The organism is Streptomyces sp. NPDC014894 (assembly GCF_043080985.1).
Classification (GTDB): domain Bacteria; phylum Actinomycetota; class Actinomycetes; order Streptomycetales; family Streptomycetaceae; genus Streptomyces.
In genome coordinates this window covers 337,768-362,669 of the sequence record NZ_JBIBWD010000008.1, presented here as the reverse complement: position 1 = coordinate 362,669, position 24,902 = coordinate 337,768, and the positions used below count along the sequence as shown (strand labels likewise).

Genomic DNA, 24,902 nt, shown 5'->3' with positions numbered 1-24,902 from the left:
AATGATTCGAAGAACGTAGAACAATCGAATTCTCTGTGCGAGAGGGAGACATGACGCGTCATGGAGTGACGATCCCGCTCAGTACCGTGCCGCTCTCCGAACACCGGCGGATCATCGAGGAGCTGCCCGACCTCGGCTACACCGACGTCTGGACCGGCGAGGCCGCCGGTTACGACGGATTCACCCCGCTCGCCCTCGCCGCCGCCTGGTCGCCGTCCCTGCGGCTGGGCACCGCCGTGATCCCGGTGCAGACCCGCGGCCCCGCCCTGCTCGCGATGACGGTGGCGACGCTCGCCGAGGCGGCCCCCGGCCGGGTCGCGGTGGGCGTCGGCTCCTCCGGTCCGCCCTTCGTCACCCGGATCAACGGCATCCCCTTCGAGCACCCCTATCGCCGGGTCCGCGACACCGTGCGCTTCCTGAAGAGGGCGCTGGCCGGCAAGCCGGTGCAGGGGGTCTTCGACTCCTTCACCATCGAGGGCTACCGGCCCGCCGTCCGCCCGAACCCGCCGCCGCCCGTCCTCATCGGCGCGCTCCGCCCCCAGATGCTGCGCCTGGCCGGGCGCGAGACGGACGGACTGGTCACCAACTTCCTCGCGGTGCGCGATCTTCCCCCCGTGCTGGCGGCCATGGGGCCCGAGGGGGCGGACAAGGAGGTGGTCGCCAGGATCTTCGTCTGTCCGACCCGGGACGCCGCCCACGCCCGTGCCCGCGGGCGGGCGCTCCTCGGCCCGATCCTCAACGCCCGCACCTACTCGGCGTTCCACGCCTGGCTGGGGCGCGGCGACGAGCTGGCCGCCTCGCACCGCGCCTGGGCGGCGGGCGACCACTGGGCCGCCTGCGAGGCCGTCCCGGACGCGCTGATCGACGAACTCCTGGTCCACGGCAGCCCCGAGCGGTGCCGGGAGCAGGTGGACCGCTATGTCGCGGCCGGGGTGACCACGCCCCTGCTGGCGGTGCTGCCCGCGCCCGAGTTCGGCGCCGGCCCCGAGGCGATGCTCGCCGCGCTGCGCGCGCTCGCCCCGGTGAACTGACCCCGCGTTCGCCCGAGTCGGCCGCTTAATCCCTTGTCGGCGACGGGTCCCGATCCTATAGTTCCATCAATCGCGAACCTTCAAATCATATGCCGTTCGCGGCTCACCAGGAGGCGATGTGTCCCGGATCAAAATCGAGGCGGACCCGGCGGACGTGGGGCTCGACGCCGACCGGCTGGGCCGGCTGGACCGGGCCCTGGCCGCCTATGTGGACGACGGACGGCTGCCCGGCTGGCAGCTCGCCGTCACCCGGGACGGTCGGGTCGCCCATCTCGCCGAGTACGGACTGCGGGACGTCGAGAACGGCCTGCCGGCCGAGGGCGACACCCTCTACCGAGCCTGGTCGATGACCAAACCCGTCACCTCGGTCGCCGCCATGATCCTGGTCGAGGAGGGGCTGATCGGACTCCAGGACCCGATCGACCGCTATCTCCCCGCCTTCGCCGACGCCCGCGTCTACCAGCGAGGACCGGTGGACCGCCCGGTCACCGTCGCCGCCGCCGAACCGATCCGGGTCCGCCATCTGCTGAGCCACACCTCCGGACTCACCTACGGCTTCCACCGCGCCCACCCCGTGGACGAGATCTATACGAAGAACGGCTACGAATGGGCCACTCCGCCCGGCCTCGACCTCGCCGCCTGCTGTGAGCAGTGGGCCTCCTTCCCGCTGCTCTTCGAACCGGGCACGGCCTGGAACTACGGAGTCTCCAGCGATGTCCTGGGGCGGCTGATCGAGGTGGTCTCGGGGCAGAGCCTGGAGGACTTCTTCGCCCGGCGCGTCCTGGAGCCGCTCGGGATGCGGGACACCGGATTCCATGTCCCGCCGGAGAAGGCCGACCGGCTCGCCGCCTTCTACACGGTGAACCCGGCGAACGGCCGGGCCGTGCGCAACGACGCCTTCGGCGCCGGGGCGCTGCACCGGCCCGCCGCGCTCTCCGGCAGCGCCGGCCTCGTGACGACCCTCGCCGACTACCACCGCTTCTCGCAGATGCTGCTCGGCGAGGGCAGTTACGACGGTGTGCGCGTCCTCGGCCCGCGCACCGTACGGCACATGCTGCGCAACCATCTCCCCGGCGGAGCCGATCTCCACGCCGTCGGCCGTCCGGTCTTCTCCGAGATGCCCACCGCCGGAGTGGGCTTCGGCCTCGGATTCGCCGTCGTGGAGGATCCCGCGCGGGCCGGGGTCCTCGCGAGCCCGGGGGAGTACGGATGGCACAGCGCGGCCGGGACCGTCTTCTGGGTCGATCCGGTGGAGCGGCTCACCGTGCTCTTCTTCACCCAGCTGATGCCGTCCAGCGCCCATCCGCTGCACGGGCGGCTGCGGCAGCTCGTCAATCAGGCCCTCATCAGCTGACCGGGCTCAGTCGGACCCAGCCGGACTCGGCCGGTCACCGAAACGGACCGAAACGGACCGGACCGACCCGGACCGACCCGGACCGACCGGACTGCCGGACCGACCGGCCGACGGGCGGCCGCCCGGACCGCTCCCGGTCACCCCACGTCCAGGATCTTGCCCACCAGCCGGGTCAGGGTCCTGCGCTCGGCGGGCGTCAGCGCCTCGAACGCCCGGTCCAGCAGCGCCGGCACCCCGCTCTCGGCCTCGTCCAGCACCGGCCCCGCCTCCGGGGTCAGCGTCACCGCGTACGCCCGGCGGTCCCGGGGGTGCCGCTCCCGGCGGACCAGCCCCGAATCCTCCAGGCCGTCGATACACCCCACCATCACGCTGCGGTCGATGCGCAGTTGCTCGCTCAGCTCCTGCTGGGAGCTGGGACCCACGTCCTTCAGCATCTTCAGCACCAGATGCTGGGCCACCGTCAGCCGGCGGCCGGTCAGCTCCTCGTCGATCGCCCGCGCCACCAGCGTGGTCGCCCGGCAGAGCGCGATGTCCGGGCGCTCCTGGGCCAGCCGGGAGAAGTACGGATCCCGGCCGGCCTCCGTCTGCTGCCTGCTGGGCGACGTGCGGCGCGAGGGCTGGGTGACGGTCATGGCTGCTCCTCATGCGGTCATGGTCGGCGGACCACCCGGCGTAATCCAGATCGTCTGATGCCAGAACGTTTTCCCTCATCAGTCTAACGTCGACTCGCGGAAGCCGGCGGAACGGAAGGTTCTCCATGTGCAACCCGCAGACCATCGCCGCCTCGGTGCCACCGGAGCCGGAGCGTCCGGCCGGCCCGACGGCCCCCGACGCCCAGGAACGGAAGGACGCCCGCCGGTCCGGGGCCGCCGGGGGAGTCCGGCTCCCCGGCTCCGCCGTCCGTGACCTCACCCATGTCGTCGGCCCCGACTGGCCCGTCTTCGACCTCTATGTGCGGCCGATGGAGATCAAGCGGCTGGCCAATCTCGCGGAGCACGAGTACAACGCCCTGGAACTCACCTACAACGAGCACATCGGCACCCATATCGACGCCCCCAGCCACTTCGACGACGACGGCCTCACCGTCGAACGGATCCCCGTGGAGTCCCTCGTCGCACCGCTCGCCGTCGTCCGCGTCGGCGAGCGCGCCGCCCGCGACCATGTCACCGAGCTGACCGTCGACGACCTCCTGCGCTGGGAGAGCCGCAACGGCCGGATACCCGACCGCGCCCTGCTCGCCGTGGACAACGGCTGGGCCGCGCGCATCGACACTCCCGGGGCCTTCCTCAACTTCGACGAGAAGGACGGCCTCTACCGCTTCCCCGGGATCTCGGTGGAGGCCGCGGCCTTCCTCGTCGAGGAGCGCTCGGTGGTGGGCGTGGGCATCGACTCGCCGAGCCTGGACCCCGGCTCCCGGCCTGCCGACCCGTACACCCACCGGGTGCTGCTGCCCGCAGGGAAGTACGCCATCGAGTGCCTGGCGGCCCTGGACACCGTCCCCGACACCGGGGCCGTCGCCGTCGTCGGCGCGCCCCGCCATGTCGGCGGCACCGGCGGTCCGGTCCGGGTGCTGGCGTTCCTGTGAGGCCCGCTCCCGCGAAGCACCGCGCCCGCCGACGCCCCCTCGGCCCCCAGCACCGTCCGCCCGTACCGCCCTCCGTACCGTCCGACGCCAGGGAGACCAGGTCATGAGCACATCCCCCACCGCCGACGCCCCCGAGACCGCCGACCGCTGGGAGTGGAACCAGGAGCGCTACCGGGACGGGGTCTTCAGCCACGCCGTCTCCACCGAGCGGGAGCGGCTGAGCCTGCTGGAGTCCGTGCTCGACCACCACACCCGCGCCCGCTTCGAGAGCCTCGGGCTCGCCGAGGGGCACCGGGTGCTGGAGGTCGGCGGGGGCGGCGGCTCGGTCGCCCGCTGGCTCGCCGGGCGGGGCGCCGAGGTCACCGTCACCGATCTGGACACCACCTTCCTGGACGGACTGGCGGACGAGGGCGTACGGGTGCTGCGCCACGACGTCTACACGGAGGACTTCCCGCCGGGCTCGTTCGACTTCGTTCACGCCCGGTACGTGATCATCCATCTGCCCGACCCGGAGAAGGCGCTCGCCCGGCTGGTCCGGTGGCTCGCGCCCGGCGGCGTACTGGTCCTGGAGGAGCCCGCGTTCTTCCCGATCAAGGACTCGCCGCACCCCGCGTACCGGAAGGTGATGCGGGCCTTCCGCACCCATCTGGAGAGCGCGGTGGGCACGGACACGGAGTGGGCCCGCGCCTTCCCGGTGCCGTTCGAGGGCAAGGGCCTGAGCGGCATCGGCTACGACGCCAGGATCCAGCGGATCCGGGGCGGCGACGACGAGGCGCTGTGGTGGCGGCTCACCCTGGAGCAGACCAGGGCGGCGGTGGTCGCCGAGGGGCTCGCCTCGGACGAGGACTTCGAGGCGGCCTACGCCGAGCTGGGCGACCCCGCGTTCCACGATCTGTCGCTGGCCGTGTTCACCGCCTGGGGCGTCAAGGACGGCCCGGCCGTCTGACCGCGACGAGAGCGCCGTACGGGCCCGGCCCGTACGGCGCTCTCGTGTCTGCTCCTCCGGCCCGCCGGCGCTCAGCGCGGGGCGGTCACCACTCCACGGGCAGTGCCCTGGGCCGCAGGGTGAGCAGACCGCCCAGCCATTCCACCCGCTCGGGCGGCACGGCGAGCCGCAGCGACGGCAGCCGCCGGGCCAGCACGCCGAAGGCCACCTGGAGTTCCATCCGGGCCACCCCCGCGCCCGGGCAGTAGTGCGCGCCGTGCCCGAACGCGGCGTGCACCGCGTCGGTACGGGTGAGGTCCAGCTCCTCGGGGCGGTCGACGTGACGGGTGTCGCGCCCCGCCGCGTGCATCACCGGGATGACGCCCTCGCCGGGGGAGATCGCCGTGCCCGCGATCTCCAGCTTCTCGGTCGCGACGCGCATGAAGCCGATGTCCGACGGGGGCGCGTACCGCAGCAGTTCCTCGGTGGCCGCGGGCACGAGCGCGGGGTCCTCGGTCAGCAGCCGCCACTGGTCGGGGTGGCGCAGCAGCTGGTAGAGCGAGCGGACGACGGCGCCGACGGTGGTGTCGTGCCCGGCGACCAGCAGATTGATGCCGAGCCAGACCAGCTCGCGCTCGCCCAGCCGGTCGTTGTCGCCGTCGCGGGCGGCGATCAGGGTGCTGAGCAGGTCGTCGCTCGGGTTCGCGCGGCGTTCGGCGATGAGTCCGGCGACGTACGCGGCCGACTCCTCGCGGGCGGCCAGCCGCTCCTCGGGGGTGTGGGCGGTGATGCTGACGAGGGCCTCGGTCCAGCGGTGCAGCCGGTCGCGGTCCTCGACGGGCGCGCCGACCATCTCGCAGATGACCCAGACGGGCAGTACGGCGGCGAAGTCGTGGTGGAGGTCGGCGGGGCGCGGGCCCGCCTCCAGCCGGTCGATCAGCTCATGGGCGATCTCCTCGACCCGGGCCCGCCACTTCTCCGCCCTGCGCGGGGTGAAGGCGGGGGCGATCAGCCGGCGCAGCCGGGCGTGGTCCTCGCCCTCCTGGTTGAGGAGGTTGTACGGATTGTCGGAGAAGTCCTCGCCCTTCACGGTGCGAACGGCTCCGGGTTCGCGCAGCGCGGCCCGGGAGAGCCTGCGGTCGGCCATGGCGGCCACCACCTCGTCGTACCCCGTGACCATCAGCGCGCTGTCCCCGCTGGGGAGCCGGACGCGGGTCACGGGGCACTGGGCGCGCAGCGCCGCGTACTCCTCGGGGGGCTCGGCGAACGGGCCGACGGGGAAGGGGTACTCGGGCAGGATCGGGTCGGTCATCGGGAGCTGCCTCTCGGGTGTCGGGGGCGTCCGGCGGCGGCCGGCGCGACGGGGGCGGGGGCGGGACCGGTGGGCGGGGGACCGGCGGGCCGCTCGGGCGGTGCGGTGCGCCGGGATCCGCCCAGCAGCCGCATCGCGGGCCGCTCGACCAGCGTGTGCAGCGCCCAGGAGATGAGCAGGGAGAGCGCGAAGGCGGCCGCCAGCAGGGCGACGGCGGCGGGGGTGGACCAGGTGCGGCCCTCGCCGAGCAGCCGGTGGCCGTGCTGGAGCAGCAGCCGGTGGACGAGGTAGAAGGCGAACGACCACTCGCCGAGGCGGACGAGGGCCGGGCGGGCCAGGAAGGAGCCGCGGCCCGCCGCGTCCCGCCGGGCGACCGCCGCCACCAGCAGGCCGATCGGGACGACGGTCGCGCTGGTCAGCCCGTACAGGAAGGGCAGTCGCAGGGAGAGCGCGTATCCGGCGGCGAGCAGGACGGCCGCCGTGGGGATCCCGCCGGGCAGCCGGCGGCCGGTGAGGACCATCCGGGCGAGCAGCACGCCGAGGGCGAACTCCAGCGCCCGGCCCACCGGAAGGACGTAGACCAGCCAGAACTGTGCGACGGATCCGGAGCCGAAGGGCAGCGCCTCGCCGGGCGGCAGCAGTTCGGAGAGCAGGGGCAGCAGCGGTACGGCGAGGGCCGCCCCGGCCGCCCAGAGCCAGAGCCGCTCCGGGCGGATCCGGCGCACGGCGGCGATGGCGAGCGGGAAGGCGAGATAGAAGAACACCTCGCAGGAGAGCGACCAGCTGACGTCGTTGAGGCTGGAGAAGACGGCGCGGTCGGGCGCCCAGGTGTGGACCAGCAGCAGATTGGGGACGGCCTGGCGGGCCGTCGCCGGGGCGCCCGACCAGGCGAGCAGTGCGAGCGCCGCCGCCCAGGTCAGCAGGTGCAGGGGATAGATCTTCGCGGCGCGGCGGCGCCAGAAGCTGACCGCCGTGTCCCCGGTCCGGGACGACCAGGTGAGCACGAATCCGCTGAGGACGAAGAAGAAGCTGACGCCCAGCCAGCCCGCGCCCGCGACCAGCTCCGCGTAGGCCGTGCCGAGGCCGCGGTCGGCGAACGGTGTCTGGAGGGAGGCGTGGAAGGCGAAGACGAGAAGGACGGCGATGAAGCGGAGCCCGGTGAGCGAGGGCAGGCGCGGCCGGTTTTCGGACAGAGACATGGCTGTGCTCCGGAGGGGAGAACCGGACAACTTTTATTGTTCGAAAACATTCGAAGCGTAGGGGCGGGCCGGTCGGTTCGCAAGGCTGAAGTCTTTGTGTTTCGCGTCAGATTGTTTGCTGCCAGACGATCTGGCTGCTACTTTCAGGGCACATCACTGGCGAGCAGACAGTTGTCTGACGGATCGAATGGCGGCGAACGATGTCGGATCCACACTCGGCCTCGCGTCCGGGGGAAACTCTCGGCGCCCGTAAGGGACTTGCCCTCCTGGTGCTCTGCGCGCAGCTGTTCCTGGACTCCATGGACGTCTCGTTGATGGGCGTGGCGCTGCCCGAACTCAAGGACGATCTGGGGCTGAGCGGGGAGGAGCTCCAGTGGATCATCTCCGGCTACGCGGTCGCGTACGGAGGCTTTCTGCTGCTCGGCGGCCGGGCCGCCGACCTCTTCGGCAGACGCCGGATGTTCTTCTGGGGCACCGCCGTCTTCGCCGTGGCCAGCCTGGCGGGCGGATTCGTCTCCGACGGGACGCTGCTGATCGTCAGCCGGGTGGTCAAGGGCGTCGCGGCGGCGTTCATCGCCCCCGCCGCGCTCTCCATCATCACCACCACCTTCAAGGAGGGCCCCGAGCGCAACCGGGCGGTGGGCATCTTCTCGCTGACCGGCGCGAGCGGCTACGCGGCCGGGCTGGTCCTCTCCGGCGTGCTCACCGAACTCAACTGGCGGCTCACCTTCTTCGTCCCCTTCGTCATCGCCGCCCTGGTCTTCGCCACCGTGCGGTACGCCGTCGCCCCCGACCGGCCCCGCACCGGCGACCGCCCCGGATTCGACGCCCTCGGCGCGCTCACCGCCACCGGCGGGGCGCTGCTCCTGGTCCTCGCCCTCACCCGCGCCCCCGAGGCCGGCTGGGGCTCGGCGGCGACGGTGCTCTCGCTCACCGCGGCCGTACTGCTCCTCGTCGCCTTCGTGGTCGTCGAGAGCCGCCGCCGCGAACCGCTGGTCCAGCTCTCGATCTTCCGCTCCCGCACCCTGTCCACCGCCAATGTCATCGGCCTGACCTGGGCCTGCGCCACCATCGGCTGGCAGTTCGTCGCCCTGCTGTACCTCCAGCAGGTGCTGGGCTACAACGCCCTCGGCGCGGGGCTGGCGATCGTGCCCATGGCCGCCGCGATCCTCGTCACCGTGAACATCACCCCGAAGGTCATCAACCGCTGGGGGCTGCGGATCCCCGCGGTGGCCGGACTGCTCCTCCAGGGACTCGGCATCCTGCTCTTCCTGCGCGCCGGGGAGGACAGCGGCTACGCGGCCGTGCTGCTGCCCGCGCTCATCATCCACGGCGTCGGCAACGGTCTGAGCTTCCCCAGCTTCAACATCGCGGGCGTCAGCGGAGTCCCCGACGCCCAGCAGGGCCTGGCGACCTCCCTGATCCAGTCCGCGCTCCAGCTCGGCGGCGGCCTCGGCGTCGCCGTCGCCGCCGCGGTGCTGGCCTCCGCCGGAACCGCCGGCGAACTCGACTCGTACCACTACGCCTTCCTCGCCGTCGGTCTCTTCTCCCTCGTCGGAGCGGCCGCCGCGGCGCTCGGACTGGGCCCGGCGAAGAGCCCCGGGCCGGAGCCGGACGACGCCGGGAGCGCCGACCGGACGCCCCTGGAGAGCGAGCGCGCGTGACCGACGCCCTCGGCGCGTGGACGCGTACGAACGCCGCCCCCGGTGAACACGCGCGGAGCACCGCCCGCCCCCGCCGCCCCGACCGAGGAAGCCCCGTATGACCGCCGACACCCGGCCCGCCGCGGCGGCGGAGCGCCTGGCCCCCGACGACCCCCGGCTCTCCTTCGACGGCGTCGGCGGCTGGAGCCGGGGACCCGCCGGGGCGCTGCCGCTGCGCATGCCCCTGGAACGCCTGGCCACCGCGATGTCACCGGGCCTCGACCGGGTCGCCCGGACCGCCGCGGGCATACGGTTCGCCGTCCGCACCGACGCCGCCCGGATCACCCTGGAGACGGAGACCGACCCCGGCGGCGCGCCGCTCGACATCAGGGTCGACGGCGTCCTCGTCCACCGCTGGTCCGGCGGCCCCGGCCCGCAGCGGGTCGACTTCCCGCTGCCCCCGGCGGCCCGCGCACCCGCCGAGGTCGAGGTCTGGCTCCCGCACCTGGGCGTCACCCGGCTCGTCGCGGTCGCCTTCCACGGCCACCGCACCCTCGCCGCCGTCGAGCGGACGGGACCGCGCTGGGCGGCGTACGGCAGCTCCCTCACCCAGTGCGTGTTCGCCTCCGGGCCCTCCGAGACCTGGCCCGCGATCGTCGCGGCGGGCCGGGGGTGGCGGCTGCGGAATCTGGGCTTCGCCGGGGAGGCCTATCTCGACCCGGTCGTCGCCCGGACCCTCCGGGACGCCCCGGCGGAGCTGATCAGCCTCGAACTCGGCATCAACGCCTACATCCGGGGCGCGTTCACCGCCAGGACCTGGGGCTCCGCGGTCTGCGGCTTCGTCGACACCGTCCGCGACGGCCACCCGGACACCCCCGTCGCCGTCATCACCCCGCTCTCCTCGCCCGACCGCGAACAGAGCCTCAACACCGCCGGACTGACCCTGCGGGACGCCCGCGCCCTCACCGAGGAGGCGGTACGCGTCCTCCAGCGGCTCGGCGACCGCGCCCTGCACCTGGTGGACGGGCTCGCGCTCGCCCCCGTGAAGGACGCCCCCGCGCTCTACGCCGACGGACTCCACCCCTCCGCCGAAGGCGAGCACGTCCTCGCCGAACGGATCGGGACCGCGCTCGACGCGATCCCGCTGCCGCGCCGTCCCTGACCTCCCCGGCGGCGAGGCGCCGGCCGCCCCGGCGGGCGTTCGCCCCGGACCGCCGGGGAGTCGCCCGCCGGGGAGTCGCCCGCCGGGGAGCCGACAGCCGGGAAGCCGACCGCCGAGGCGGCCCTCACGGCGCGACGGTCAGACCCCGAAGGCGATCCTCGCCAGCACCCCCCACCGCCCGTCCCGCAGCGTCAGCACGTACAGCGACTCGAACGAACCGAGCAGCGCGCCGTTCCGGTCGTACCGGGCGAACCGCACCCGCGCGTGGACCTGGCCCGCCGAGCCCTGGATCAGCTCGACGCTCTCCCAGCCGCTGCGGACCCAGCCGGTCGCCAGCAGCTGCGCCACCTCCGGCTCCGAGCGCTCCACATACTCCTTCTCGGTCTCCCAGACGGTGACCTCGCCGTCGCTGACCCGCAGATGCGGATAGTGCAGCGTCCGCGCCCAGTCGGGGACGGACCGGCTGTTGAGGGCGTCGAGAAACGCGTCGAGAGCCCTGCGGACATCATCGAGAACGGCGTCGGGCACAGATATGGATTCGGACATGAGTAACCTGCATCTCCCACTCGGGCCGCGGCACGGCTGAATACCGCGCACACGGGAACGGTGACGGGCGAAGAAATTGCCGGACGGGCGCGCGGGAGCATCTGCCCGCCGAATTCCGCCGAATCCCCGAGGGCGCGCCGTCGCACGGCCACGCCAGGACACGGCCCAGGCCGGAGCCCCGCGCCACCGCCGAGAGTACGACCCGGCGACACCCCTTTCAACGGCCCGTTCCAATAAATGAATGTGTCGGCGCCGTCACAGGAATATGACCCGGCGGCGACCACTCCGGCAGACCGGGTCGCCCCAGGTCCCGGGACCTGGCACAACCCGGTCCACCGGCGGAAGAAAAACAGCGTTCCATGGCCAAGGATTGAGGCGAACAGGCAATGCCCTCATTCCTTTGGAGTCCCGAAGGTGAACGCATGGACCGACCCCGCCCGCGTCGAACTCGACGGCGCCTCCCTGACCCTGCGCGACGTCGTACGCCTGTCCCGCCCCACGCCGCACGGCCGGCCGGCCCGAGCCGTCCTCCACCCCGCCGCGGCCGCCGAGGCCGAGAAGAGCGTGCGACTGCGTGACCGCCTCATGGCCGCCCGGAAGCCGATCTACGGCGTCACCACCGGATTCGGCGACAGCGTCACCCAGCAGATCAGCCCCGAGCGCGCCGCGCAGCTCCAGCACAATCTGATCCGCTACCACCTCAACGGCGTCGGCCCCGACGCCCCCGCCGACGTCGTCCGCGCCACCCTCCTCATCCGCGCCAACTGCCTGGCCCGCGGCAACTCCGGCATCCGGCCCCAGATCATCGAACGGCTGCTGGACCATCTCGACGCCGACATCCTCCCCCTCGTCCCCGAACGCGGCTCGCTCGGCGCCAGCGGAGACCTCGTACCGCTCTGCTACATCGCCGCCGCCCTGCTCGGCGAGGGAGAGGCCCAGGTCGGCAAACGCGTCCGCGCCGTCGCCGACGCCCAGCGCGAGGCCGGGATCGCCCCGGTCGCCCTCCAGGCCAAGGAGGGGCTCGCCCTCATCAACGGCACCGCGTTCACCACCGCGTTCGCCGTGCTCGCCGCCCACGACGCCGCCCGGATCGCCACCGCCGCCGAGATCGCCACCGCCTTCGTCAGCGAGGCGCTCCTCGGCAACGCCTCCCACTTCGACGCCTTCCTCCACCGCGCCAAACCCCACCCCGGCCAGATCACCTCCGCCGCCCGGCTCCGCGATCTCCTCGACGGCTCCCGCCTCTCCACCACCTACGAGGAGATCCTCGACGCCACCGGCGCGCTGGACGGCGGCGACCACCGCGAACTCGACCGCCGCATCCAGGACCACTACTCCGTACGCTGCGCGCCCCAGGTCGTCGGCGTCCTGCGCGACACCCTCTCCTGGGTCGAGCCCTGGCTCACCACCGAGGTCAACGCCTCCACCGACAACCCCCTCTTCGCCGCCGACGAGGGCCGGCCCCACCACGGCGGGAACTTCTACGCCGGACACGTCGGACAGGCCATGGACAGCCTCAAGACCGCCACCGCCAACGTCGCCGACCTCCTCGACCGCCAGCTCGCCCTGATCGTCGACCCCAAGTTCAGCGGCGGGCTCCCCGCCAACCTCGTACCGCCCGCCCCGCGGTCCGAGGCCGGACTCCACCACGGCTTCAAGGGCATGCAGATCGCGGCCTCCGCCGTCACCGCCGAAGCCCTCAAGACGGCCCTGCCCGCCACCCTCTTCTCCCGCTCCACCGAGGCGCACAACCAGGACAAGGTCAGCATGGCCACCACCGCCGCCCGGGACGCCAGGACCGTCAACGAACTCACCGGCCAGGTCGCCGCCATCGCCCTGCTCGCCGGCGCCCAGGCCCTCGATCTGCGCGGCGCCGACGCCGCCGCCCCGCGCACCCGGAGCGTCCACGCGCTGATCCGCTCCCGGGCGCCGTTCGCCGACCGCGACCGCCGGATGGACCGGGACATCGCGGCCGTCGCCCGCCTCATATCCGACGGAAGCCTCGCCCGCGCGGCGGGCAGCCCAGACGAGAGGGACACCGATGCTGCTGCTTCGTGACACCACGACCGGCCGGGAACTCGCCGACGCGGTACGGGACCACACCGCCCTCGTCCGACGGGCCCACGCCGGAACCCCCGACCACGCTTTCCGGGGCCGGAAGTTCACCGCCACCCTCCGCGCCGCCGCCCGCTCCGCCCTCTACGACGACGCCCTCGGCGCGGAACTCGTCGCCCGGGCCGAACGGACCCCGCCCGAACGCGCCATCGACGACATCCTTCCCCGCCTCCCCTTCCTGCCCAAGACGGCCCTCAGCGGCAGCGGTCACCGGGCCTTCACCCGGGGCCTGTCCGAATTCCTCCACTACTACGAGTCCTCCGGCACCACCGGCAACCCCGTCGCCGCGCCCAAGGCCCTGGACGACCTCGTCGTCAACACCATCAACATCGGCGAGCTGTGGGCCCGGATCCTCTCCCCGGCCGACCGGGCCCTCATCCTCATCAACGCCCCCTTCGCGCCCGCCGCCTACCAGTTCGAGAAGGTCCTGGAGTACCTCCAGGTCATGTCACTGCGGCCGTGGGTCGACAACATCACCGGCGACTACACCCGCGTTCTGAGACTCGTCCGAGAACTGGAGGTCAATGTCTTCGTCGGCCCGCCCTCCCGGCTGCTGGAGATGATCCAGTTCGCCCACCGCAACGGCGAGCCCGCCCCCGTCTTCGACACCCTCCTGCTGATGGCCGAGCAGACCGGACCCGCCTTCGTCCGCCACCTCGAACGCCTCACCGGAGCCCGCGCCCACGTCGCCGCGTATGGCTCGTCCGAGACCGGCACCACCGCCGTCACCTGCGAACACCGAGGACTCCACCTCCAGACCCAGAGCTACGCCCTGGAGATCGCGGACGACGCCGGATCCCGCCCCGTCGACGGCCGCCCCGACCGGGGCGAACTCGTCGTCACCACCCTCGACGTCCTCGCCCGGCCCCTGCTGCGCTACCGCACCGGCGATCTGGTCGAGATCACCGGCGCCGACTGCCCCTGCGGAGTGGCCACCCCGCTGCTGCGCACCCTCGGCCGCTCCCAGGACCTCATCACGCTGGAAGGCGGCGGCATCCGCCAGAACGACGTGGAGTCCGCGCTGTGGGGCGAGGCCCCGGCCGCCGGGGACGCGCGGAGCAGCGACCCGGAGGACCCGGGGCCGCTGAACCCCGACCAGCAGGCCCGGGATCCTGAGGTCCGGAATCCTGAAGTCCGCGACCCGCTGATCCGCGACCCGCTGATCCGCGGCCCGCTGATCCCCGGCCCGCTGATCCCCGACCCGCAGATTCTCAACTACATGCTCATCCTCCGCGACCGCGCCGTCGTCTGTCTCGTCACCACCACCGGACCGGCCGGCCCCGACTGGACCGGGGCCACCACCGCCCGGCTCGCCGGACTCTTCCCCGGCCGGGAACTCACCGTCCGCCCGGTCGAGAAGCTCCCCCCGCTCGCCTCGCTCGGCCAGTACCTCGGCTGGAAGCTCTCCCGGGTGCTCGACCTCGACGACGAGCGCAACTGGGACCGGCTCCCCGCCCCCATCCGCGGCGTCGTCGAGGAGAGCCTCGCCGCGCACACCGCCCCCACCGCCGACAGCTGAGGAGAACACCGCATGTGTGGCATAGCAGGGTGGCTGGACTGGGAACGCGACCTGACCCGCGAGCGCGCGGCCGTCGCCAGGATGGCCGACACCCTCGCCCGCCGGGGCCCCGACGACTCGGGCGTGTGGACCGCGCCCCGGATCGGCCTCGGACACCGCCGGCTCGCCGTCACCGACCCCGTGGGCGGGGCCCAGCCCATGACCGCCCACGGCGAGGACGACGGACGCCCGCTCGCCGTCGTCTCCTTCAGCGGCGAGATCCACAACCACCGCGAACTCCGCGCCGAACTCCGCGCCAGGGGCCACCGCTTCCGCACCTCGTCCGACACCGAGGTCCTCCTCGCCGCCCACCGCGAATGGGGCGCGGAGGCCATCACCCGCTTCGCCGGAATGTTCGCCTACGCCCTCTGGGACATCGAACGGCAGACCCTCCACCTCGGCCGCGACCCGCTCGGCGTCAAACCCCTCTACTACGCCGAACACGACACCGGCGTCGTCTTCGGCTCCGAGCCCAAGGCCCTCTTCGCCAGCGGACTGGTCCGCCCCGAGGTCGACGCCGAAGGGCTCACCGACGTCTTCACCGTCGCCGCCAAACGCCCCGGCGACGCCGTCTACCGCACCCTGCGCGAGGTCCGCCCCGGCCACCTCCTCCGCGTCGACCGCGGCGGGACCGCCTCGTACCGCTACTGGCGGCTGGTCAGCGCGCCCCACCCGGACGACCCCGACACCACCGTCGCCGCCGTCCGCTCCCTCCTCGACCGAATCGTCGCCGAACAGACGCGCGCCGACGTGCCGCTCGGCGCACTGCTCTCCGGCGGCATCGACTCCAGCGTCATCACCGCGCTCGGCGCGAAGGCCCTGGCCGCCGAGGGCCTCGGCCCCCTCGCCACCTACTCCGTCGACTTCGCCGGCGCCGAGGACGACTTCACCGCCGACGCCCTGCACCTCTCCCGCGACGCCCCCTACGTCCGCGCCGTCGTCGACCACGTCGGCACCAAGCACCAGGAGGTGTTGGTCGAACCCACCGCCCTGCTCGCCGAGTCCGGCCTCGCCCTGCGGGCCCGCGACCACCCCGGCGTCGGCGACCTCGACGTGTCCCTCCATCTGCTCTTCCGCGAGGTCCGCAAGCACCTCACCGTCGCCCTCTCCGGAGAAGGCGCCGACGACGCCTTCGGCGGCTACCCCTGGTTCGCCCGCGAGGCGGAACAGCCCTCCGACGGATTCCCCTGGTCGGCGGGCGTACGCGACCGCAACGCCGTGCTCTCGCCCGCGCTGCGCCCCCATCTCGATCTCCACGAGCGGCTGGAGCACCGCTATCGGGAGGCCCTGGAGGAGGTGCCCCGGCTCGACGGCGAGCAGGGGATCGACCGCAGGATGCGCGAGGTCTACCACCTCCAGCACACCCGCTTCCTGCCCTTCCTCCTCGACCGCAAGGACCGGATGAGCATGGTCCACGGGCTGGAGGTCCGCGTCCCCTACTGCGACCACCGTCTGATCGAGTACGTGTGGAACGTGCCCTGGCGGCTCAAGAGCCTCGGCGGCCGGGAGAAGGGGCTGCTGCGCGCCGCCGTCCAGGACGCGCTGCCGATCGAGGTCGTCCACCGGCCCAAGAGCGGTTTCCCCGTCGGACAGAGCCCCGAGTATCTGCGGTCCGTGCGCGAGGCCGTGTCCGACATGATCGCCGACCCCCACGCGCCCGCGATGGAACTGCTCGACGCCGGCACGCTGCGCGCCATGGTCCGCGACCAGGACTGGGTCAACGGCTCCTTCACCCCGCCGCCGATCCTTCCGCGCGCCCTTCAGCTCAACGACTGGCTGTCCGCGTACGACGTCCGGGTGGTGCTGTGAGCCGCCGGCCACTGGCCGGGCCCCTGGACGCGCCCGGGGAGTCCGCCGACGGCATGCCGCTGGTCCTCGCGGCGGAGTGCGACCGGCTGCGGGAACGGCTGGCCGCCGTCGCCCGCGGCGAGGCCCTGCTGCTCCAGGGCGTCGACCGCGCCGAGCCGTCCGCGCCGGTCTCGGCGGAGCGGGTCGGGGGCACGGTGCGCACCCTGCTCCAGATGAGCGCGGCACTGGCCTACGGCGCGTCCCTCCCGGTGGTGCGGATCGGCCTGATCAGCCCCGGTCCCGGTCCCGGCTCCGGCCCCGGTCCGGGTCCAGGCCCCGCACAGCCCTCGGACGCGGTCGCCGCCCTCAATCTGGTCCGCGCCCTCACCGCCGGCGTCGGCGGCCCGGGCCTGGAACGGATCCACGCCTGGAACCTGGACTTCGTACGGACCGCCCCCGCCGGCCGCCGTCACGAGGCGGCGGTCCGCGAGATGGACCGGGCGCTGGCCTTCGTCCGGGCCTGCGGCAAGGACCCGGACCGGCTCGGCGGGACGGAGTTCCACTCCTCGCGCGAGGCGCGGTCCCTGTCGTACGAGAAGGCGCTCACCCGGACCGGCCCCGGCGGCGGCGGCGGGCCGTACGCGGCCTCCGCCCAGCTGCTCTGGATCGGCGGGCGCGGCGGGCGGCCGGACCCCGGGCGGATCGCCTTCGCCGAGGGGATCCGCAACCCGGTCGGCGTCGTGCTCGGGCCCGATGCCACGGCCGACGAGGTCCTGGCGTACACCGACCGTCTCGACCCGGGGCGCGAGCCCGGCCGGCTCACCTTCCTGGTGCGGATGGGCGCGGGCCGGATCCGTGACCGGCTGCCCGAACTGGTCGAGAAGGCCCGGGCGTCGGGCGCCCGGCCGGTGTGGGTGACGGACCCGGGGCACGGGAACACCGCCGCGACCGCCGCCGGGCGCGGGACCGGCCGATTCGACGACCTCGTGGACGAGGTGCGGGGGTTCTTCGAGGTCCATCGCGCGCTCGGCACTCATCCGGGCGGCGTCCACGTCGAACTCGGCGGGGAGGAGCCGGCCGGGGGAGACCGCGCGAGGAGCGGCCCCGGCGGCCCGGGGCGTCCCCGGGACGAGACGGCGGACGGCCTTCCGCTCGACCGGAGCGAGGCTCTGGACCTGGCCTTCCGGGTGGCGGAGTTCGCGCGCGTCCCCGCGCCGCCGCGCCGGGCGGACCGTCAGCCGGTACGCGCCCCGTCGCCCGCCAGCGCCACATCGAGCAGCCCCGGGAAGCGGGCGTCGAGATCCTCGCGCCGCAGCGACATGTAGCGGTGCGTGCCCTCGATCCGGGTGTGGGTGACGCCCGCGTCCCGCAGCACCTTCAGATGGTGGGAGAGGGTCGACTTGGAGAGGGGGATCCCGAGGGAGCCGCAGGACTGCTCCTCCGTCCCCACCAGGCCGCGGACGATCGACAGCCGGGTCGGATCGCTCAGCGCGTGGAAGACGGCGGTGAGTTCGATGTCGGACCGGGCGGGGTGGGTGAGGGTGCGCACGGGGCCGGCTCTCCTCTCGGCTCGCGCCGGGCGCGCGGCGGCCGCCGCGCACAGGCTGATTCGTAGGTTTGCACATCATCGAAGTATGGGCAACCACGCACCCGGGGCCGGGCCGTCCGGCCCGGCCCCGGGGACCTGCGGCCACCGCTACCAGGAGTCCCAGTGGGCGATCCGGTCCACCCCGACCCGGGGTCCGGGCCGGAAGTCGGTGCCGATGGTGTGGGCCACCGGGATCAGCGCCGTCTGCAGCACCGTGTCGTAGGGCACGCCCAGCAGCCGCGCCGCCTCGCGCTCGTAGTGCAGATGGGGAGTGGTCCAGGCGGTGCCCAGCCCCCGCGAGCGGGCGGCGAGCATGAACTGCCAGACCGCGGGCAGCACCGAACCCCAGGTGTTGGCCTGCCCCACGTGCGAGTCGTTCTCGTGCCGCCCCTGGACCCGGATGCAGGGGATCAGCAGCACCGGCACCTCGTGGAGATGGTCGAAGAGATACTGGGCGCTGTCCGCGATCCGCGCCCCGCGCACCGGGTCGCCCCGGTTCACGCCGTCGCGGACCACCCGCTGGCGGGGGCTGGCCAGCCCGAGCCGGTAGAGATCGGCGAGCGCGGCGCGCTTGTCGGGATCGGTCACCAGGACGAAGTCCCAGCGCTGCCGATTGCGGCCGGTGGGCGCCTGGGCGGCCAGCTCCAGGCACTCCTCGATCAGCGCGCGCTCCACCGGGCGCGTCAGATCCAGCCGCTTGCGTACGGCACGGGTGGTGGTGAGCACCTGGTCGGCGCTCAGGTCGAGCGGGGGCATGGATCTCCGTTTCCGATGCGGCGGGGCGACTCCCCGCCGCCGAGCCGATGGGGGCCGCGGACACACGCTTGGGGCCGCGGACATGCGCCGGGGTACGCGTACACGTCCCGGTACGCGGACGTGCGTCGGGACGCGCGCACGTCTCCGGACGCGGACGTGCGTCGGGACGCGAACGCGCTTCGGGCCGGGTGCGCGCTTCGGGCCGTGGGCGGGCGGGCCCCGGCCGAGGCCCGGGCCCCGGGCGGGCTCATCCGCCACCCGGGCCGCCCGGCAGCCGGGGCACCGAGGCCAGCAGCTCACGGGTGTACGGATGCCGGGGCGCGCCCAGGACCTCGTCGACCGGGCCCTCCTCGACCGCGCGCCCGTCGTGCATCACCAGCACCCGGTCGCTCACCTGCCGCACCACCGCCAGATCGTGCGAGATGAAGAGCATGGCCAGCCCCAGTTCGGCGCGGAGGGCGGCCAGCAGGGCGAGCACCTGGGCCTGCACGGTCACATCGAGCGCGGACACCGGCTCGTCGCACACCAGCAGCCGGGGCGACGTGGCCAGCGCGCGGGCGATCGCCACCCGCTGGCGCTGCCCGCCCGACAGCCCGTCCGGCCGCCGCTCCAGCAGCTCCGGGCCGAGCCCGACCTGCTCCAGCAGCTCCGCCGACCGCTCCCGGCGCGCCCGCCGGGGCGTACCGGCCACCGTCAGCGCCTCGCCGAGCACCCGCCGTACGGTGAACCGAGGGTCGAACGACGCGAGCGGATCCTGGTGGACCAGCTGGACGTCCCGGCGCAGCGGCCGCCGGAGCCGTTCGTCCAGCGCGCTCCAGGGGCCGCCGTCGAGCAGCACCTCGCCCTCGTCGGGCGTCAGCAGTCCCATCGCCAGCCGGGCCAGGGTGCTCTTCCCCGAGCCGGACTCGCCGACCACGCCCAGGGTCTCGCCCGGGCCGACGGCGAAGCCGACGCCCGCCACGGCCGCGCGCTCGCTCCCGCCGGGGGAGCGGTAGCGCTTCACCAGCCCCTCGGCCGACAGCAGCGGCGGCACGGTCCGTCCGGCGCGCCGCCCGCCGGCCGTGTCCGGGCCGACCGCAGGCGCGTCCAGCCGCGGCACCGAGGCGATCAGCGCCCTGGTGTACGGATGCTCCGGAGCCGTGAGCACCCGCGCGGCCGGTCCCGACTCCACGATCCGGCCGTCCGTCATCACCGCGATCCGGTCCGCCAACTGGGCCACGACCGCGAGATCGTGGCTGATCAGCAGGAGCGCGGTGCCGGAGTCCCGCAGCCGCCGCAGCAGCCCCAGCACCTGGGCCTGGACCGTCACATCCAGCGCGGTGGTCGGCTCGTCGGCGATCAGCACCCGGGGGCCGGCCGCCGTCGCGGAGGCGATCAGGGCGCGCTGCCGCAGTCCGCCCGAGAGCTGGTGCGGATACTGCCGCGCCCGCACTCCGGGCTCGGGCACCCCGGCGTCGGCGAGCAGCCCGGACACCTTCCCGGGCAGTTCGGCGCGGCGGGCCAGCCCGTGCGCCAGCAGCGGTTCGGCGACCTCGGCGCCCACCCGCCGCAGCGGGTCGAGCGCGGAGAGCGCGTCCTGGGAGACCAGTCCGACGACCCGGCCGCGCACGGCCCGCCAGTCGCGCTCCCGGTAGCCGGTCGCCTCCCGGCCGTCGACCCACAGCTCCCCGGCCCCGACGCTCGCCCCGGGACCGGCGAGCCCCACCAGGGCCCGCGCGGTGACGCTCTTCCCTGAGCCGGACTCGCCCACCAGCGCCAGGCACTCCCCGGGCGCCAGGGTGAGCGACACATCGTGGACCACCGTGCGGCGGAGCCGGCCCCGGCCGAAGGCGACCGTGAGGCCGCGCACCGCGAGCGCGGCGGCGGACGGCGGGCGCGGCGCGGCGGCCGCGGTGTCGTGGACGGCGGCGGTCACGCCTCCCGCCTCCCTTCGAGTCGCAGATGCAGCCGCCGGCCGACGACGGTGATCGCGACCACCGACACCGTGATCGCGGCGCCCGGGAAGACGGCGATCCACCAGGCGCTCTGGAGCGCGTCGCGGCCCTGCGAGAGCATCGCCCCCCACTCGGGCGCGGGCGGCCTCGGACCGATGCCGAGGAAGCTGAGCGCCGAACCGGCGATGACCGCCGTGCCGACGCCGAGGGTCGCGGGCACCACCAGCGGACCGAGCGTGTTGGGCACCACATGGCGCAGCACCACCGTCCGGCGGCGCAGCCCCAGCGCGGTGGCCGCCGCGATGTACTCCGCCCGCCGCACCACCCGCGCCTGCCCCCGGATCAGCCGGGCGTAGCCGGGGACCGAGGCGACGGCGATGGCCAGCAGCGCGTTCACGGAGCCGGGACCGGCCACCGCGATCACCAGCAGCGCGAGCAGCATTTCGGGCAGGGCCAGCAGCACGTCCATGCCGCGCATCGCGACCTGGTCGGCGGCCCGCCCCAGCAGCGCCGACGGGAGCCCGATCAGCAGCCCCGCGAGGACGCCGAGCGCGGTCGCGCCGATGCCCAGCAGCAGGGAGTGGCGGGCCCCGTGCACCACCCGGGCGTAGACGTCGCGCCCCAGCTGGTCGGTGCCGAACCAGTGGTCGGGCCCCGGCGGCAGCAGGGCGGCGAGCGGGTCGGCCGCCGTGGGCGAGACCTCGGTGAGCAGCCCGGGGGCGGCACAGGCGACGGCGGCGAGGGCGAGCACCGCCGAGGCCAGCGGCAGCCCGGGGCGCGGCCCGCCGGTCCGCGCGAGACGGGCCGGCCCGGTCCGGCCGGCGGCGGGGACGCTCATACGGGACTCCTCAGCCGGGGGTCGGCCCACAGGCAGACCAGATCGGCCAGCGCGTTGACGACGAGATAGACGGCGGCCGAGAGCAGGACCAGCCCGACGACGACGGGGATGTCCCGGCCCGAGACGGCGTCCAGGGCGACCCGGCCGAGACCCGGCCGGGCGAAGACGGTCTCCACCAGCACCGTCCCGCCCAGCAGTCCGCCGGCCAGCCAGCCGCCGAGGGTCGCCGCGGGCACGGCGGCGTGCCGCAGCGCGTGCCGCAGCCGCAGGGCGGTGGGGCCGAGGCCCCGGGAGCGGGCGGTGAGCGCGAACGGCTGGTGCAGCGCGCTCTCCATCCCCTCCCGGAGCACCTGGGCGAGCAGCGATCCGAACGGCGCGGCGAGGGTGACGGCGGGCAGCACCAGCGAGCGCCAGTCGCCCGCCCCCGCCACCGGGAACACGTTCAGCCGGAAGGAGAAGACGGTGAGCAGCACGATGCCGAGCCAGTAGGCGGGGGTGGAGACGGCGACCAGCTCGGCCCCGGAGACCGCGCCGCGCACCGTGCGCCGCCGCCCCGCGGTGAGGGTGGCGGCGAGCAGCGCCCCGGCCGTCAGCAGGACCAGCGCGCCGAGCGCCAGTTCGGCGGTGTGGCCGAGCTGTTCGCCGATGATGACGGAGACCGGCTGCCGCTGCTGGTAGGAGTCGCCCAGTTCGCCGCCGGCCAGCCGGAGCAGGAAGGCGGCGTACTGCGCGGCGAGCGGGTCGTCGAGACGGTACTCCCGCCGGATCTGCTCGCGGAGCGCCGCCGAATCGGTGGCGGACGCGCCGAGCAGGGTGGTCACCGGGTCGCCGGGGACGAGGTGGAGTACGAGGAAGGCCAGGCTCGCCGCTCCCCAGAGCACCAGCACGGCTCCGGCGGCCCGGTGGAACAGCCACCTCGCCGCCGGGGCGAGCGGCCGCCGGGCGGCCGGGGCGGGCCGTCGCCGGGCGGAGCGCGGGAGCGGACGCCGGGCCGCCGGCGGGAGCGGCGCCCGGTCGGCGGGCCGGAGGGGACGGCTCACCGATCGCTCTTCCACACGCCCGCGAACTGCGGCCAGGCGTTGGCGTCGAAGGTCAGACCCCGGGTCTCGCGCCCGACGCCGACGGTGGTCACCGGCACGTACAGCGGCAGGACGGTGCCGTGGTCGACGGCCCAGCGCTCGACCTTGGCGTACGACTTCTCGCGCTCCTTCGGGCTCTTCTCGGCGGCGCCCGCGCGCAGCCAGGCGTCGACCCGCGGATCGTCGGTGCGGGAGACGTTCTGGCCGCCGGCCGAGGGCAGCTGGGTGGAGAGGTAGAAGCCGGAGAGGATCGCCGGGTCGGCGCGGACCCAGGCGTTGTCCCACACGTCGTAGTCGCCCTTGCCGTACCGCTCGAAGTAGGCGCCGGTGTCGACCGCGTCGCGGACCAGGTCGACGCCGTTCTTCTTCAGCTCGGCCTGGACCGCCTCGCCGAGGACGTCGCGCTGGTCGCGGACGAGGGCCGCGATGTAGGGCCAGCGCAGCCGCAGCCGTTCGCCGTCCTTGGTGCGGTAGCCGTCGGAGTCCCGGCCGGTCCAGCCGGCCCGGTCGAGGAGGGCGGCCGCGCCGCGCGGGTCGTGCGGTATCGCGCCCTTGATGGAGTCGTCGTAGCCGCCGGGGGTGGTGGGGCTGAGCGGGCTCCAGGCGCGCGCGTACTCGCCCCGGTAGACGCCGCGGACCAGCGCGTCGACGTCGACGGAGCGCTGGACGGCCCGGCGTACCCGCTCGTCGCGCAGCGGGCCCCGGTCGGTGTTGAGATAGAGCGAGTAGGAGGCTCCCGGGGCCTGGCGGGCGGTGAGTTCGAGCGAGGAGTCGCGTTCGAGGGCCTCGGCGGAGGTGATGGGCACCGCCGCCGCGTCCACCTGGCCGCTGGTCAGGGCCCCGGCGCGGACGGAGTCCTCGGGGAGGAAGCGGACCACGAGCCGGTCGACGAGCGGCGGACCCTGGTGGGCCGCGCCCTTCGGGGCCCACCGGTAGTCGGCGTTGCGGGTGAACTCCGCCCGGTCGTTCTTGACGTACCGCTCCGAGCGGAAGGGGCCGCTGCCCACGGAGAACTTCCCGCCCGCGCACAGCTCGTCCTTGTGGCGCGCGAGGGAGGCGGGCGACGCGATGCCCAGATAGGGGGTGCTCGCCGCCTGGAGGAAGGGGACGCTGGGCTCGGAGAAGGTGATCCGGATCCGGTGCTCGTCCAGCACCTCGCTGTTCCGGTACGGGCCGAGCAGGGCCGCGGCGTACAGGGACTTGGTGGCCGGCGCCCTGATGTGCTCCAGATTGGCCTTGACCGCCGCCGCGTCGAAGCGGGTGCCGTCGTGGAAGGTGACGTCGTCGCGCAGGTCGAAGGTGTAGCTGCGGGCGTCGTCGGAGATCTCCCAGGAGGTGGCGAGCCAGGGGTGGAACGTGCCCTTCGCGTCGAGGTGGACGAGGGAGTCGAACACATTGCGCTGGACGACGGCGGTGATGTCGCCGGGGCTGGTGTGCGGGTCCAGGCAGGAGGTGCCGACGGCGGCGCCGTAGGTGAAGGTGCCCCCGCGGACCGGCGCCGCCGATCCGCCGCCGCCCCGGTCCTCGGAGCCGCCGCAGGCGGTGAGCGCGATCGCCAGGGCTGTGGTGGTGGCGGTGACTGCGGCGGCGGTTCGTGCCGGCATGTGCTTCTCCAGGGAGATAGTGCGGGGTGCGGGGCGTTTCGGCGCGCACGGATGTACGGGCGTGCGCGGTGAGGGCGTGTGCGAGGTGTACGGGGGAGGCGTACGGGCGTACGGGACGGTCGGCGCGCCCGGGCGTCCGGGCGTGGCCCGTCGCGGGAACGGCGACCTTGGCGCTCCCGCGACGGGTGGGGTGGTGGTGTTACGCGGCGGCGCCCTGGCCGGTGAACTGGGCGGCGTGGACGACGGCCTGGATGCGATTGCGCATGCCCAGCTTGCGCAGGATGTTCGACACGTGGAACTTCACGGTCTTGCTGCTCAGACCGCAGCTCTCGGCGATCTCCGCGTTGGACCGCCCGGCCGCCAGCAGGGCGAAGATCTCCTGTTCGCGGACGGTGAGCGGAGTGGTGCGCGCGGCGGCGGGGGACACGTCCTCGGGTCCGTGGGGCAGCGCGATGTCGATGATGAGCCGGGCGGTGTCGTCGCTGAGGAACGCCTCGCCCCGGGCGGTGGCCCGGACCGCGGCGACCAGGACCTCCGGCACCGCGTCGGCGCAGACGAACGAGCGGACGCCGGAGCGGAGATAGCCGAAGATCCGGTCGGTGCGTCCGTTCCTCATGACGACGACGGCCCGGGTGGCGCGGGTCTCGCCGGGGAAGTGCCGGGCGGGGCCGATCGCCTCGGCGATCTTGACCGTCGGCAGATCCTCGATGAGGACCACGTCGGGAGGGTTCGACCGGCCCGTGGCGCCGGCGGTGGGGCAGCCGTTGACGATCTCGAACCCAGGCTCCTCCTGAAGTAGCGCCGTCATGCCGACGGCGAGCAACGACGGTCGGCCGGGGGCCAGTACACGGATCGCACTCCGCCCCCGCGGCGGTGAATCGAAGT

At 74.0% G+C, this 24,902-nt stretch carries 21 protein-coding genes; 10 read left to right on the top strand and 11 right to left on the bottom strand.

Translation table 11 applies throughout. From position 1 onward, the window contains the following. The first annotated feature begins 50 nt into the window (after window positions 1-50). A complete protein-coding gene (locus ACF089_RS21355) occupies window positions 51-1,031 on the top strand; it encodes an LLM class F420-dependent oxidoreductase (RefSeq protein ID WP_392028756.1) in 981 nt (326 codons plus the stop codon). Window positions 1,032-1,149: 118 nt separating this feature from the next. Continuing rightward, a complete protein-coding gene (locus tag ACF089_RS21350) occupies window positions 1,150-2,385 on the top strand; it encodes a serine hydrolase domain-containing protein (RefSeq protein WP_392028754.1) in 1,236 nt (411 codons plus the stop codon). Window positions 2,386-2,522: 137 nt separating this feature from the next. Here ACF089_RS21350 and ACF089_RS21345 read toward each other — a convergent pair whose 3' ends face one another. Further along, complete coding sequence (locus ACF089_RS21345; RefSeq protein WP_392028752.1) at window positions 2,523-3,017, bottom strand: MarR family winged helix-turn-helix transcriptional regulator; 495 nt, start codon at window positions 3,015-3,017, stop codon at window positions 2,523-2,525. Window positions 3,018-3,142: 125 nt separating this feature from the next. On the opposite strand from ACF089_RS21345, the gene ACF089_RS21340 reads away from it, so the two are divergent. Both ACF089_RS21340 and ACF089_RS21335 read left to right on the top strand, forming a co-directional pair. Then, window positions 3,143-3,970, top strand: coding sequence for a cyclase family protein (locus tag ACF089_RS21340; protein WP_392028750.1), 828 nt, complete (start codon window positions 3,143-3,145; stop codon window positions 3,968-3,970). 103 nt (window positions 3,971-4,073) lie between these two features. Further along, window positions 4,074-4,916, top strand: coding sequence for a class I SAM-dependent methyltransferase (locus ACF089_RS21335; protein ID WP_392028749.1), 843 nt, complete (start codon window positions 4,074-4,076; stop codon window positions 4,914-4,916). 85 nt (window positions 4,917-5,001) lie between these two features. Here the strand turns inward: ACF089_RS21335 and ACF089_RS21330 are convergent, their stop codons facing one another. Both ACF089_RS21330 and ACF089_RS21325 read right to left on the bottom strand, forming a co-directional pair. Beyond that, the gene (locus ACF089_RS21330; RefSeq protein WP_392028747.1) at window positions 5,002-6,207 is read right to left on the bottom strand and encodes a cytochrome P450; all 1,206 of its coding nucleotides are present in this window, start codon (window positions 6,205-6,207) and stop codon (window positions 5,002-5,004) included. Further along, on the bottom strand, window positions 6,204-7,406 hold the full coding sequence (locus ACF089_RS21325) for an acyltransferase family protein (RefSeq protein ID WP_392028745.1): 1,203 nt from the start codon (window positions 7,404-7,406) through the stop codon (window positions 6,204-6,206). The genes ACF089_RS21330 and ACF089_RS21325 overlap by 4 nt, the downstream gene beginning before the upstream one ends. A gap of 269 nt (window positions 7,407-7,675) precedes the next feature. On the opposite strand from ACF089_RS21325, the gene ACF089_RS21320 reads away from it, so the two are divergent. Then, window positions 7,676-9,070 (top strand): MFS transporter, encoded by a 1,395-nt coding sequence (locus tag ACF089_RS21320; RefSeq protein WP_392028743.1) that lies wholly within the window; start codon window positions 7,676-7,678, stop codon window positions 9,068-9,070. Between the two features lie 97 nt (window positions 9,071-9,167). Further along, complete coding sequence (locus ACF089_RS21315; protein WP_392028742.1) at window positions 9,168-10,211, top strand: GDSL-type esterase/lipase family protein; 1,044 nt, start codon at window positions 9,168-9,170, stop codon at window positions 10,209-10,211. A gap of 138 nt (window positions 10,212-10,349) precedes the next feature. On the opposite strand, the gene ACF089_RS21310 is transcribed toward ACF089_RS21315, so the two are convergent. Continuing rightward, window positions 10,350-10,757, bottom strand: a complete 408-nt coding sequence (locus ACF089_RS21310; protein ID WP_392028740.1) for a hypothetical protein — start codon at window positions 10,755-10,757, stop codon at window positions 10,350-10,352. Window positions 10,758-11,171: 414 nt separating this feature from the next. Here ACF089_RS21310 and hutH point away from each other — a divergent pair, with 414 nt between their 5' ends. From hutH to ACF089_RS21290, 4 genes are read left to right on the top strand one after another with little or no spacing between them, the layout of a single operon-like run. Further along, window positions 11,172-12,815 carry a histidine ammonia-lyase gene (hutH, locus tag ACF089_RS21305; RefSeq protein WP_392028738.1) on the top strand — a complete coding sequence of 548 codons (1,644 nt, stop codon included), beginning with the start codon at window positions 11,172-11,174 and terminating at the stop codon, window positions 12,813-12,815. Beyond that, window positions 12,799-14,391 carry an AMP-binding protein gene (locus tag ACF089_RS21300; protein WP_392028736.1) on the top strand — a complete coding sequence of 531 codons (1,593 nt, stop codon included), beginning with the start codon at window positions 12,799-12,801 and terminating at the stop codon, window positions 14,389-14,391. Before hutH ends, ACF089_RS21300 begins: the two co-directional genes overlap by 17 nt. A 12-nt stretch (window positions 14,392-14,403) precedes the next feature. Continuing rightward, window positions 14,404-16,239: an asparagine synthase (glutamine-hydrolyzing) gene (gene asnB, locus ACF089_RS21295; protein ID WP_392028734.1), complete on the top strand. Its 1,836-nt coding sequence runs from the start codon at window positions 14,404-14,406 to the stop codon at window positions 16,237-16,239. Next, window positions 16,236-17,543 (top strand): 3-deoxy-7-phosphoheptulonate synthase, encoded by a 1,308-nt coding sequence (locus ACF089_RS21290; protein WP_392028732.1) that lies wholly within the window; start codon window positions 16,236-16,238, stop codon window positions 17,541-17,543. The genes asnB and ACF089_RS21290 overlap by 4 nt, the downstream gene beginning before the upstream one ends. Here ACF089_RS21290 and ACF089_RS21285 read toward each other — a convergent pair. The 7 genes from ACF089_RS21285 to ACF089_RS21255 all read right to left on the bottom strand — a co-directional run bounded on the left by ACF089_RS21285 (window position 17,453) and on the right by ACF089_RS21255 (window position 24,825). Then, window positions 17,453-17,767, bottom strand: a complete 315-nt coding sequence (locus tag ACF089_RS21285; RefSeq protein WP_392028730.1) for an ArsR/SmtB family transcription factor — start codon at window positions 17,765-17,767, stop codon at window positions 17,453-17,455. The two genes, ACF089_RS21290 and ACF089_RS21285, sit on opposite strands and share 91 nt — an antisense overlap. A gap of 147 nt (window positions 17,768-17,914) precedes the next feature. Beyond that, window positions 17,915-18,562 (bottom strand): nitroreductase family protein, encoded by a 648-nt coding sequence (locus tag ACF089_RS21280; RefSeq protein WP_392028728.1) that lies wholly within the window; start codon window positions 18,560-18,562, stop codon window positions 17,915-17,917. Window positions 18,563-18,809: 247 nt separating this feature from the next. Next, window positions 18,810-20,477, bottom strand: a complete 1,668-nt coding sequence (locus tag ACF089_RS21275) for a dipeptide ABC transporter ATP-binding protein (protein ID WP_392028726.1) — start codon at window positions 20,475-20,477, stop codon at window positions 18,810-18,812. Beyond that, the gene (locus tag ACF089_RS21270; protein WP_392028724.1) at window positions 20,474-21,334 is read right to left on the bottom strand and encodes an ABC transporter permease; all 861 of its coding nucleotides are present in this window, start codon (window positions 21,332-21,334) and stop codon (window positions 20,474-20,476) included. Before ACF089_RS21270 ends, ACF089_RS21275 begins: the two co-directional genes overlap by 4 nt. After that, window positions 21,331-22,374 carry an ABC transporter permease gene (locus ACF089_RS21265; RefSeq protein WP_392028722.1) on the bottom strand — a complete coding sequence of 348 codons (1,044 nt, stop codon included), beginning with the start codon at window positions 22,372-22,374 and terminating at the stop codon, window positions 21,331-21,333. Before ACF089_RS21265 ends, ACF089_RS21270 begins: the two co-directional genes overlap by 4 nt. After that, window positions 22,371-24,017, bottom strand: a complete 1,647-nt coding sequence (locus ACF089_RS21260; protein ID WP_392028721.1) for an ABC transporter substrate-binding protein — start codon at window positions 24,015-24,017, stop codon at window positions 22,371-22,373. The genes ACF089_RS21265 and ACF089_RS21260 overlap by 4 nt, the downstream gene beginning before the upstream one ends. Window positions 24,018-24,216: 199 nt before the next feature. Then, the gene (locus ACF089_RS21255; protein WP_392028719.1) at window positions 24,217-24,825 is read right to left on the bottom strand and encodes a response regulator transcription factor; all 609 of its coding nucleotides are present in this window, start codon (window positions 24,823-24,825) and stop codon (window positions 24,217-24,219) included. Window positions 24,826-24,902 lie beyond the last annotated feature (77 nt).